We start from the raw sequence: 10,790 nt of genomic DNA, 5'->3' as shown, positions 1-10,790 counted from the left end.
AAAAACCCCCCGGCCCATTAAATTTTGTTTTCCAATAGCTTCTTCCTTCTCTGGGTGGGGAAAATCAAATACGTCAATCTGGACCTGATTTGCTCTATCCGACGACCGTTCCGGGCGCGACCGGGCTGCCGCGCAGGAATTCATCCGCATTCAGCGCCTTGCCGCCGGCCTTCTGAAGCCGCAGCAAACGCACGGCCTTTCTGCCGCAGGCAACCGTCAGCCCATCGTCCAGCGTCGTGCCCGCCGGACCGACACCGTCGACCGGCGCTGAGCGCAGGACCTTGACCCGCTCCTGTCTGCCGCCGAGCGGCATCTCGCACCAGGCGCCCGGAAAGGGCGACAGGCCGCGAATGTGGTTATGGACGTCGACGCTGTCGCGACCGAAGTCGATGCGGGTCTCGTCCTTGCTGATCTTCGCGGCATAGGTGACGCCGTCTTCCGGCTGCGGCGTCAGGGTCAGCGAATCGCGCTCCAGCGCGGCCATGGCCCGCTGCATCAGGTCGCCGCCGACCAGCATCAGCTTGTCGTGCAGTTCGCCGGCGGTCATGTCCGGAGCCATGGCCACCCGCTCCTCCATGGCGATCGGACCGGTGTCGAGACCGGCGTCCATCTTCATGACCATCATGCCGGTCTCCGTGTCGCCGGCCATGATCGCCCGCTGTATCGGCGCCGCACCGCGCCAGCGCGGCAGAAGGGAGGCGTGGCCGTTGTAGCAGCCAAGCCGCGTGCCGTTCAGCACCGCTTCGGGCAGCAGTTGCCCATAGGCGACGACGACCGCCACATCGGCACTCAGATCACGGAACCTTTGCTGCTCGTCAGGGTCCTTCAGGCTTTCCGGCGTGAGGACGGGAAAGCCGAGGATTTCGGACTGGCGATGGACCGGCGACTTGACCAGCTCCAGGCCGCGGCGTCCGGCGGGGCGGGGCGGCTGCGTATAGACGGCGGCGATCTCATGGCCGTAACCGGCGAGCGCGGCAAGCGTCGGCACGGCGAATTCCGGGGTTCCCATGAAGATGATGCGCAAGACGTGCCTCCCGCGTGCGATGTGAGACTTGCCGCCTAGAGACGCGTTCCGCCGCGGCTCTTGGCCATCTTGGTGAATTTGCGGATGACCATGTCCCGTTTCAGCTTGGAGATATAGTCGATGAAGAGCACGCCGTTGAGGTGGTCGATCTCATGCTGAAGACAGGTTGCAAGCAGCCCGTCCGCCTCGATCTGCCGCTCTTTGCCGTCCCGGTCCACATAGTCGACCGTCACCTGCGCCGGACGCTCGACCTCGGCGTAGTAGTCGGGAATCGACAGGCACCCCTCCTCGTAGACCGAACGTTCGTCCGAGCCGGCAACGACCTTGGGGTTGATGAAGACCATCGGCGCCGGTTCCTCATCCTCCTTGGCGCAGTCGATAACCAGAAGCCGGCGCGGAATGCCGATCTGGATGGCCGCAAGGCCTATGCCGGGCGCATCGTACATGGTTTCCAGCATGTCGTCGGCGAGGGTCCGGATATCCTCGTCGACGCGCTCAACCAGTTCGGATTCGGTGCGCAAGATGGGATCCGGCAGGAGAACAAGGGATTTTAGGGTCATGGCATGCATCTACGCATTCGCAGGCGGGAGGTCAATTCGGCATATCGCCCATGTTCCTGTTTTGATCTGGCAATCATCGAAGAATCATATAAGCTTGCGCCATGGATGCGGTTGAGTTCACATTCGGTACCCCGGTCGCCCGGATCGGGGAGGTTGTCGTTACGGCCGGCGGGCTTGTGGCCGGTGCCGCGGCGGTGCTTGGCCTGATTATAATCGGCGCACTTCTTCTGGCGCGCGGCAGGGCGCGCAATGCGCGGGCGCAGCGGCTTGCCTCGGAGGAAGCCGCCGGTCAGCGCGCACGGGACATGGAGGCGCGGTTCGCCGAGATCATGGGCGCGCAGGCGGAAATGCAGGGCCGCATGGCGACGATCGCTGAAGTCTTCGGATCGCGGCAGAGCGAAATCAACAAATCGATCAACGAGCGGCTCGACGGCATGAGCCAGCGGATCGGCAACACGATCAGCGAGCAGACCAAGGCGACACATGAAAACCTGTCGCGCCTGCAGGAGCGGCTCGCCGTCATCGATACGGCACAGAACAATATCCGGGCGCTCGCCAAGGATGTCGTCGGCCTGCAGGCCATTTTGTCGAACAAGCAGACGCGCGGCGCGTTCGGCCAGGCGCGCATGGAGACCATCATCGCCGATGCCCTGCCCTCGAACGGCTACGCCTTCCAGCCGACGCTCTCCAACGGCAGCCGTCCGGACTGCACGGTGCACATGCCCAACGGGGCGCCGGCCCTGGTGATCGATGCAAAATTTCCGCTGGAAGCCTGGAACCGCATCCGAGAACAAGACGACGCGGAAACGGAGAAACAGGCGATACAGCAGTTCCGCCGCGACATCGAGATCCATATCCGTGATATCGCCGACAAGTATCTTTTGAAAGGCGAGACGCAGGACACGGCCTTCATGTTCGTGCCGTCGGAATCGATCTTCGCGGAAATCCACGAGAATTTCGAAGCCCTTGTGCAAAAGGCCCACCGCGCCCGCATCGTCATCGTCTCGCCGTCGCTGCTCATGCTGTCGCTGCAGGTGGTGCAGGCGGTGCTGAAGGATGCGCGCATGCGCGAGCAGGCGCATCTGATCCAGGGCGAGGTGGTGCGGCTGATGGAAGACGTCATGCGGCTCGACGAGCGCGTGCGCAAGCTGCAGACCCATTTCGGCCAAGCGCAGCGCGATATCGACCTGATCCTGACCTCCGCCGACAAGGTCACCAAGCGCGGCGCGAAGATCGAGGCGCTGGAGATCGAGGTCGAAGGCGAAAGCGCGGCACCTGAAAGCGGCGCGGAAAACGTCGCGCCCCTGCCCGAACGGACCGGCCGCCTGAAGCTGCATGTGAATGACTAGAGTACCGGGCGATCATATTGAACGATTTGACCGGCTTATCATCCGCCAATGCACCGCTTAGAGCAAAGGTCGTAAATAAGGCGCGCCGCCCCAAGCCACAAACACAAATACCGCGAGAGCGGTTTCGTCCCCGTCTGCACGGCCGGCCAAAACACCTGCCGAGCGCACCCGGAACCGGACGCGAGCGCGATTTTAGGTCGTTTATCTTTTACGACAACGTGAAGCGGTCAGGACCGCTTGCGGCGCAGGCGCACAACCACGTCGATATGGGCGATTTCCATGCCTTCGGGAACCTCCGGCAGGCCATGGACGGTCAATCCACCGGCCGGGATGTCCATCACCTCGTTTTCGCCCTCGACAAAGTAGTGCTGATGGTCCGATGTGTTGGTGTCGAAATAGGTCTTCGACGACTCAATCGCGAGCACGCGCAGCATGCCGGCATCGGTGAACTGGTGCAGTGTGTTGTAGACCGTCGCGAGCGACACCGGCACACCGGCGCTCACGGCCTCTTCATGCAGTTCTTCCGCTGTCAGATGGCGATCGCCTTTGGCAAACAGCAAACCGGCCAGAGCAATCCGCTGGCGCGTCGGCCGCAAACCAACGGACCTGAGCCGGTCGCCCGCCAGGCGCGTGGGACAAGGTGTGTGTTCCGTTTCGCTTTGCATCGCTCTGTCTTGACTGAAACCCGCTGATGGGCAATTGGACGTTATATAACTTTAGACGGGGAATCTTTCAATAGTGGAGTTTGAGGGTCCATTTTTGATTTGCGCGGCCGCGCAAACCGGAATGGCGGGATAACGGTTGTAAGTTTCGCCTTTAGCCCATAATTGACAGGCGACGCTTTTCGCCAGCAAACAAGCTGTGGTAGGTTCCGGTGGGGCAGGCTCAAAGCGCGTGGTATTCGGGAGTACAGTTTTTCAATGAATGATAGGCCGTCGAGCTTCAGCTATGAAGACATTTTGACATGCGGGCATGGCACCATGTTCGGCCCGGGCAACGCGCAGCTTCCGCTACCGCCCATGCTGATGTTCCACCGGATTACCGAGATATCGGAAACCGGCGGCGAATATGACAAGGGCTTCATAAGGGCCGAGTTCGACGTCACGCCCGATCTGTGGTTCTTCGGCTGCCATTTCGAGGGCGATCCGGTGATGCCCGGATGCCTGGGGCTGGACGCGCTGTGGCAGATGACCGGCTTTTATCTCGGCTGGCTCGGCGAGCCGGGCAAGGGGCGGGCCATCTCGGTCGGCGAGGTCAGACTGACCGAAATGGTTACACCCGAAACCAAACTCGTCGAGTTCGGCGTCGACTTCAAGCGGATCATGCGCGGCCGACTTGTCCTCGGCATCGGCGACGGCTGGGCGAAAGCCGACGGCGAGCCGGCCTACAAGGCAACCGACCTCAGGGTCGGGCTGTTCCAGGAAAAATCGGGATAAGATCCGGCGGTATCCGCGCCGAACACCGCTTTTCGTCCCAACAACCGCAGTTTCTGTGGAAAGGAAACCGTATGAAACGTGTTGTCGTCACCGGAATGGGGATCGTGTCGTCCATCGGCAACGATGTCCAGGACGTCACCCGGTCGCTGCGCGAGGCCAAGTCCGGCATTACGTTCTCGGAAGAATTTGCCGAACATGGTTTCCGTTGCCAGGTCTGGGGCGCTCCGACGCTCGACCCCACCGATATGGTCGACCGCCGCGCCATGCGCTTCTTGAGCAAGGGCGGCGCGTGGAACCACGTGGCCATGCAGCAGGCGATCGCCGATTCGGGCCTTGAGGAGGGTGAAATCACCGACGAGCGTACGGGTATCGTGATGGGCTCAGGCGGCCCCTCGACCCGCACGATCGTCGACGCCGCCGACATCACGCGCGAACGCGGCAGCCCGAAACGGATCGGGCCCTTTGCCGTTCCGAAGGCCATGTCGTCGACGGCCTCGGCGACGCTGGCGACATGGTTCAAGATCCACGGCGTGAACTACACCATCTCCTCGGCCTGCTCGACCTCGGCGCATTGTATCGGCAACGCCTATGAACTCATTCAACTGGGCAAGCAGAGGATTGTTTTCGCCGGCGGCCATGAGGACCTCGACTGGACCATGTCGAACCTCTTCGACGCCATGGGCGCGATGTCGTCCAAATACAATGACAACGGCCCGGACACCGCGTCGCGTGCCTATGATGTGGACCGCGACGGCTTCGTCATCGCCGGCGGCGCCGGCGTTCTGGTCCTGGAGGAGCGCGAGCACGCCAAGGCGCGCGGCGCCAGGATCTACGGCGAGATCGTCGGATACGGCGCGACATCGGACGGCTACGATATGGTGGCGCCGTCCGGCGAAGGCGCGGTGCGCTGCATGAAGCTGGCGCTGTCGACGGTCGACGGATCCGTCGATTACATCAACACCCACGGCACGTCGACGCCGATCGGCGACAACCGCGAGATCGGGGCGATCCGCGAGGTCTTCGGCGAAGACATGCCGCATATCGCGTCCACCAAGTCACTCACCGGGCATTCGCTCGGGGCGACCGGCGTTCAGGAATCGATCTACTCGCTGCTGATGATGAATGAGGGCTTTATCGGCGAAAGCGCGCATATCACGACGCTCGACCCGGAGTTCCAGGGCGTACCGATCGTCCGCGAGCGGATCGACAACGCAAAAATCGATACGGTTCTGTCCAACTCCTTCGGTTTTGGCGGCACCAACGCAACACTGATATTCCGGCGCCACGAGGGGTAGACGTCAAGATGGGTGAACTGATGAAGGGGAAGCGCGGCCTTATTATGGGGGTCGCCAACGATCACTCGATTGCATGGGGCATTGCCCAGGCGCTCCACGCCGAGGGCGCGGAGCTTGCATTTACATACCAGGGAGAGGCCTTCGGGCGGCGTCTGAAGCCGCTGGCCGAACAGGTCGGGTCGGATTTCATGATGCATTGCGATGTCGAGGATATCGAAACGGTGGACGCCGTTTTCGACGCCCTCGCCCAGCGCTGGGGCAGCATCGATTTCATCGTCCATGCCATCGGCTTTTCCGACCGCAACGAATTGCGCGGCCTGTACGCCGACACGACACGGGAGAATTTCTCGCGCACCATGGTGATTTCGTGTTTTTCCTTTACCGAAATCGCCAAACGGGCGGCGGCGCTCATGTCGGATGGCGGTGCGATGATCACGCTGACCTATGGCGGCGCGACGCGCGTCATGCCGAACTACAACGTCATGGGCGTCGCAAAAGCCGGTCTTGAAGCGAGCGTGCGTTATCTCGCCGCCGATTACGGGCCGGACAATATTCGCGTGAACGCCATATCGGCGGGCCCCGTGCGCACGCTTGCCGGCGCCGGCATTTCCGGTGCGCGGGAGATGTACAACTATCAGCAGCGAAACTCGCCGATGCGGCGCAATGTGACGATCGACGATGTCGGCGGGGCCGCCGTTTATCTTCTGTGCGACCTTTCACGCGGCGTCACCGGCGAGGTCCACTTTGTCGATTCGGGCTACCACATCACATCGATGCCGGTTCTGGATGAATTGAAGTCGCCGATGCCCGAAGGCAAATAAAGCCGCAAAGCATAAACAAAACCCGCTGCGGCGCGCCGCAGCGGGTTTCTTAATGCCTATTATCGGGCGATCAGTCCGCCGGTTCGCGCGGGATTTCCTCGCCGGTCTCCTGGTCGACGACCTTCATCGACAGGCGGACCTTGCCGCGGTCGTCAAAGCCGAGAAGCTTGACGAAGACCTTGTCGCCTTCCTTGACGACATCGGAGGTCTTGCCGACGCGCTCCTTGGCAAGCTGCGAGATGTGCACCAGGCCATCGCGCGGACCGAAGAAGTTCACGAAGGCGCCGAAATCGGCAACCTTGACGACCGTGCCCTCATAGATCACACCGACTTCCGGCTCGGCCACGATGGAGTGAACCCATTTCTTCGCCGCCTCGATTTCCTTGGCCGAAGACGATGCGAACTTGATGGTTCCGTCGTCGTCGATATTGATCTTGGCGCCGGTCTTTTCGACGATCTCGCGAATGACCTTGCCGCCGGAGCCGATGACGTCGCGGATCTTGTCGACCGGGATGTTCATCACTTCGATGCGCGGCGCGAACTCGCCGAGTTCCTCGCGGCTCTCATTGATGGCCTTGCCCATCTCGCCGAGAATGTGCAGACGACCGCCCTTGGCCTGGTCGAGCGCGATCTGCATGATCTCCTCGGTGATGCCGGTGATCTTGATGTCCATCTGCAGCGAGGTGATGCCGTCCTTGGTGCCGGCCACCTTGAAGTCCATGTCGCCGAGATGATCCTCGTCGCCGAGAATATCGGACAGAACCGCGAAGCGTTCCTCTTCCTTGATCAGGCCCATGGCGATGCCGGCGACCGGTTTTGCCAGCGGAACGCCGGCATCCATCAGCGCAAGCGAGGTTCCGCAGACGGTCGCCATCGAGGACGAGCCGTTGGATTCGGTGATTTCGGAAACCACACGCAGCGTATAGGGGAACTGCTCACCCGTCGGCAGCATCGGGTGGATGGCCCGCCAGGCGAGCTTTCCGTGGCCGATTTCACGGCGTCCGGGCGAACCGATACGGCCCGTTTCCCCGACCGAGAAGGGCGGGAAGTTGTAGTGCAGCATGAAGTTTTCTTTGTACATGCCCGTCAGGCTGTCGACATACTGCTCGTCTTCGCCGGTGCCGAGCGTCGCGACCACGATGGCCTGGGTCTCACCGCGGGTGAACACGGCCGAACCATGGGTCCGCGGCAGGACGCCGACCTCGGACACGATCGGACGGACGGTGTCGAGCTCGCGGCCGTCGATACGGCTCTTGGTGTCGAGGATGTTCCAGCGGACGATCTTCGCCTGCTGCGACTTGAACACCGCGCCGATCTGCTCAGGCGTATATTCCGGCTCCTCCTCGCCTTCCGGCAGGAAGTGCTCAACCACCTTTGCCTTGACCGCATCAACAGCATCATAACGCTGTGCCTTGTCGGTGATCTTGTAGGCATCACGCAACTCGGCCTCGGCAAGCTTCAGCATCGCCTCTTCCAGCGCGGAATGGTCTTCCGGCTCGAATTCGCGCGGCTCCTTGGCGGCAACTTCGGCCAGCTTGATGATGGCGTCGATCACCGGCTGGAAGCCCTTGTGCCCGAACATGACGGCGCCGAGCATGACGTCTTCCGACAGTTCGCTCGCCTCGGATTCGACCATCAGGACGGCATCCTGGGTTCCGGCAACGACAAGGTCGAGCGTGGATTCAGGCATTTCATCGACATGCGGATTGAGAATATACTCGCCGTTGATGTAACCGACGCGGGCGCCGCCGATGGGGCCCATGAAAGGAACGCCGGAGAGCGTCAGCGCCGCCGATGTGGCGATCATGGAAAGCACATCCGGATTGTTCTCCAGATCGTGCTGCATCACGGTGATGATGATCTGCGTGTCGTTCTTGTAACCATCGGGAAACAGAGGACGGATCGGGCGGTCGATCAGCCGGCAGACGAGCGTCTCGTTCTCGCTCGGACGGCCTTCGCGCTTGAAATATCCGCCCGGGATCTTGCCGGCGGCATAGGTCTTTTCCTGGTAATTCACGGTCAGCGGAAAAAAGTCACGCCCCGGGGTCGGCTGCTTGGCCGACACGACGGTGGCCAGCACAACCGTTTCGCCATAGGTGGCCATCACGGCGCCGTCTGCCTGACGGGCGATCCTGCCGGTTTCGAGAATGAGCGGACGTCCGCCCCATTCGATTTCTACCTTGTGGGTATTGAACATATCTTGTCCTTCGTATGGACACGGCATGAACCCTTTCATGCCGGCCCGTTTGATAACGTACCTGACCCGGTCTTCGGGCCATTTCGGTATGATCGTCACGGGCAAGACAGCCGGTGGCTTGCATTACGCATAAAGGTCAAGCAACCGGCAATCCTGCCCCGTGACCGTTCCATCGGATACACCATGCATCCGGAAACGAAACCGGCGGGCGCGCAACCGCCCCCGCCGGAAAAACCTAACGGCGAATACCGAGGCTCGCGATAAGCTTTTTGTACCGCTCTTCGTCCTTCCGCTTCAGATAGTCGAGGAGGGAACGGCGGCTGGAAACCATCTTCAAAAGGCCACGGCGGGAATGATTGTCCTTCTTGTGGCCCTTGAAATGTTCCGTCAGATTGGTGATCCGCTCGGTCAGGATAGCCACCTGAACCTCGGGGGATCCGGTGTCGCCATCCTTCGTGGCGTATTCCTTCATCAGTTCTGCCTTACGTTCAGCAGTAATCGACATCGAGCCTTCCTTTCATTCTGGAGGGGTGAGACGCCCAAGGGCCGGGATGCCGTCCAGCCTGGGCCGCGTTCACGGGAACCTTTGTCCCGTATCGCGGTGCATATAAGTCAGAAACCCGCAAAATACCAGCGTTATTTCGCGGATGCGTTTTGCGCGATCAAAACGCTCACCCGGAAAAAACACGCCTGGGACGAAACTCACCCTGCGCGATTTCACCGATGGCGACCAAACGCCCGTTCACCGTCGCGTAGGCCTCGTCCGCCGGCAACGGCGCGTCGCGTCCGCGCAGCAGGATCGGATTGCCGCACAGCAGCCTCCGGGCCTGCTGCTCGCTGACGGGAAGATGCGGCAACAGGGCCAGCGCCTCGCCCGTATCGATCAGGAATTCGTCCAGCGCGGCAAGCCGTTCTTCATCATCCTCGACCTCTTCAAGGGCGATAAGGTCCTCCATCGGAACGAGATCGTCCTGCCCGAAGGGCGCCACATAGGTGCGGCGCAGATCGGCCACATGGCCATAGCAGCCGAGATCGCGGCCCATATCGCGCGCCAGCGAACGCACATAGGTACCCTTGCCGCATTCGACGTCGAATATGGCGGTGTTGGCGTCCGGGACCGCGACAAGGTCGAGCCTGTGAATCTCGACCGCGCGGGGCGGAATGGCCACCGCCTCGCCGTCGCGCGCCAGATCGTAGGCCCGGTTGCCGTCGATCCTGACGGCGGAAAACTGCGGAGGCACCTGCTCGATCACACCGCTGTAACGCGGCAAAAGTGCTTGAATATCCGCCTCTTGCGGCCGATCGGAACTTTCCCGGCTGACCTCGCCCTCAAGGTCGTCCGTGGTGCGTTCCTCGCCCCATCGAACCGTGAAACGGTAAATCTTGCGGCCGTCCATGACATAGGGGACGGTTTTGGTCGCATCGCCAAGCGCAACCGGCAGCATGCCGGAGGCCAGCGGATCGAGCGTGCCGGCATGACCGGCCTTTTGCGCCTTGAACAGCCAGCGCACCTTGGATACGGCCTCGGTCGAGCCGAAATCCACCGGCTTGTCGAGGATGAGCCAGCCCGATATCGCCCGGCCTTTTTTTCTTCGCCGCGCCATTATTCGCTGCGCTCGTCTTCGTCGGGATCGAGATCGCGTGCGACCTGCGGCGAGCGCAGCAGCGCATCGATCTTCTGGTAGTTGTCGAAGCTGGTGTCGTCGCGAAAACGCAGATCCGGCATGTATTTCATCTGCCTGAGCGCCGGCGTGACACGCTTGCGGATGAACCGCGCATTGCGGTTGAGGGCGTCGACCACTTCGGAATGATCGGCCGTGCCGAGCGGGGTGATATATGCCGTCGCGATTTTCAGATCCGGCGACATATGCACTTCAGATACGGCGATAACCGTGTTTTCGATGAGCGGGTCGCGCACCTCGCCGCGTTGCAGCACGGTGGTGATCGCTGCGCGCACCTGTTCGCCGACACGCAGCTGCCGCTGCGACGGCCCGGAGGAGGAAAAACGGGACATTTTCAATACCTTCTCAATCACTTACGGCGGGATGGGACCGCCGCGAATGAATGCAATCCGGCCGGCGCAAGCGTCGCCGGCCCGTTTAAGCGAT

Annotated in this window: 11 protein-coding genes; 4 read left to right on the top strand and 7 right to left on the bottom strand. The window is 61.6% G+C overall.

Annotated elements, in window-relative coordinates:
* Window positions 1-94: 94 nt before the first annotated feature.
* On the bottom strand, window positions 95-1,024 hold the full coding sequence (gene fmt, locus AC5E6N_RS11650; protein WP_491747972.1) for a methionyl-tRNA formyltransferase: 930 nt from the start codon (window positions 1,022-1,024) through the stop codon (window positions 95-97).
* A gap of 35 nt (window positions 1,025-1,059) precedes the next feature.
* On the bottom strand, window positions 1,060-1,584 hold the full coding sequence (gene def, locus AC5E6N_RS11645; protein ID WP_491747971.1) for a peptide deformylase: 525 nt from the start codon (window positions 1,582-1,584) through the stop codon (window positions 1,060-1,062).
* A gap of 101 nt (window positions 1,585-1,685) precedes the next feature.
* Between def and AC5E6N_RS11640 the strand changes: the two genes are divergently transcribed.
* Window positions 1,686-2,933 carry a DNA recombination protein RmuC gene (locus tag AC5E6N_RS11640; RefSeq protein ID WP_491747970.1) on the top strand — a complete coding sequence of 416 codons (1,248 nt, stop codon included), beginning with the start codon at window positions 1,686-1,688 and terminating at the stop codon, window positions 2,931-2,933.
* A gap of 227 nt (window positions 2,934-3,160) precedes the next feature.
* Here AC5E6N_RS11640 and irrA read toward each other — a convergent pair whose 3' ends face one another.
* Window positions 3,161-3,598, bottom strand: a complete 438-nt coding sequence (irrA, locus tag AC5E6N_RS11635; RefSeq protein ID WP_491747969.1) for an iron response transcriptional regulator IrrA — start codon at window positions 3,596-3,598, stop codon at window positions 3,161-3,163.
* Between the two features lie 255 nt (window positions 3,599-3,853).
* Here irrA and fabA point away from each other — a divergent pair, with 255 nt between their 5' ends.
* From fabA to fabI, 3 genes are all read left to right on the top strand, one after another.
* Window positions 3,854-4,369 carry a 3-hydroxyacyl-[acyl-carrier-protein] dehydratase FabA gene (gene fabA, locus AC5E6N_RS11630; protein ID WP_491747968.1) on the top strand — a complete coding sequence of 172 codons (516 nt, stop codon included), beginning with the start codon at window positions 3,854-3,856 and terminating at the stop codon, window positions 4,367-4,369.
* Between the two features lie 71 nt (window positions 4,370-4,440).
* On the top strand, window positions 4,441-5,664 hold the full coding sequence (gene fabB / locus AC5E6N_RS11625; protein ID WP_491691321.1) for a beta-ketoacyl-ACP synthase I: 1,224 nt from the start codon (window positions 4,441-4,443) through the stop codon (window positions 5,662-5,664).
* A gap of 8 nt (window positions 5,665-5,672) precedes the next feature.
* Window positions 5,673-6,485, top strand: a complete 813-nt coding sequence (gene fabI / locus AC5E6N_RS11620; RefSeq protein WP_491747967.1) for an enoyl-ACP reductase FabI — start codon at window positions 5,673-5,675, stop codon at window positions 6,483-6,485.
* A gap of 70 nt (window positions 6,486-6,555) precedes the next feature.
* On the opposite strand, the gene pnp is transcribed toward fabI, so the two are convergent.
* From pnp to rbfA, 4 genes are all read right to left on the bottom strand, one after another.
* On the bottom strand, window positions 6,556-8,682 hold the full coding sequence (pnp, locus tag AC5E6N_RS11615; protein WP_491747966.1) for a polyribonucleotide nucleotidyltransferase: 2,127 nt from the start codon (window positions 8,680-8,682) through the stop codon (window positions 6,556-6,558).
* 235 nt (window positions 8,683-8,917) lie between these two features.
* Window positions 8,918-9,187, bottom strand: coding sequence for a 30S ribosomal protein S15 (gene rpsO, locus AC5E6N_RS11610; protein WP_267992194.1), 270 nt, complete (start codon window positions 9,185-9,187; stop codon window positions 8,918-8,920).
* A gap of 166 nt (window positions 9,188-9,353) precedes the next feature.
* Entirely contained in the window at window positions 9,354-10,286 is a 933-nt protein-coding gene (gene truB / locus AC5E6N_RS11605; RefSeq protein WP_491747965.1) for a tRNA pseudouridine(55) synthase TruB, read from the bottom strand.
* Window positions 10,286-10,696, bottom strand: coding sequence for a 30S ribosome-binding factor RbfA (rbfA, locus tag AC5E6N_RS11600; RefSeq protein ID WP_491747964.1), 411 nt, complete (start codon window positions 10,694-10,696; stop codon window positions 10,286-10,288). The genes truB and rbfA overlap by 1 nt, the downstream gene beginning before the upstream one ends.
* Window positions 10,697-10,790: the final 94 nt, after the last annotated feature.

This window comes from Hoeflea sp. (assembly GCF_984452065.1).
Note: the sequence above shows the minus strand (reverse complement) of the source record. Positions and strands in the feature narration are given on the sequence as shown.

What these genes read in the sequence shown, in the direction of transcription:
- def (WP_491747971.1), bottom strand. Translation starts at nt 1,584, where the DNA reads ATGACCCTAAAATCCCTTGTTCTCCTGCCGGATCCCATCTTGCGCACC.
- AC5E6N_RS11640 (WP_491747970.1), top strand. Translation starts at nt 1,686, where the DNA reads ATGGATGCGGTTGAGTTCACATTCGGTACCCCGGTCGCCCGGATCGGG.
- irrA (WP_491747969.1), bottom strand. Translation starts at nt 3,598, where the DNA reads ATGCAAAGCGAAACGGAACACACACCTTGTCCCACGCGCCTGGCGGGC.
- fabA (WP_491747968.1), top strand. Translation starts at nt 3,854, where the DNA reads ATGAATGATAGGCCGTCGAGCTTCAGCTATGAAGACATTTTGACATGC.
- fabB (WP_491691321.1), top strand. Translation starts at nt 4,441, where the DNA reads ATGAAACGTGTTGTCGTCACCGGAATGGGGATCGTGTCGTCCATCGGC.
- fabI (WP_491747967.1), top strand. Translation starts at nt 5,673, where the DNA reads ATGGGTGAACTGATGAAGGGGAAGCGCGGCCTTATTATGGGGGTCGCC.
- pnp (WP_491747966.1), bottom strand. Translation starts at nt 8,682, where the DNA reads ATGTTCAATACCCACAAGGTAGAAATCGAATGGGGCGGACGTCCGCTC.
- rpsO (WP_267992194.1), bottom strand. Translation starts at nt 9,187, where the DNA reads ATGTCGATTACTGCTGAACGTAAGGCAGAACTGATGAAGGAATACGCC.
- truB (WP_491747965.1), bottom strand. Translation starts at nt 10,286, where the DNA reads ATGGCGCGGCGAAGAAAAAAAGGCCGGGCGATATCGGGCTGGCTCATC.
- rbfA (WP_491747964.1), bottom strand. Translation starts at nt 10,696, where the DNA reads ATGTCCCGTTTTTCCTCCTCCGGGCCGTCGCAGCGGCAGCTGCGTGTC.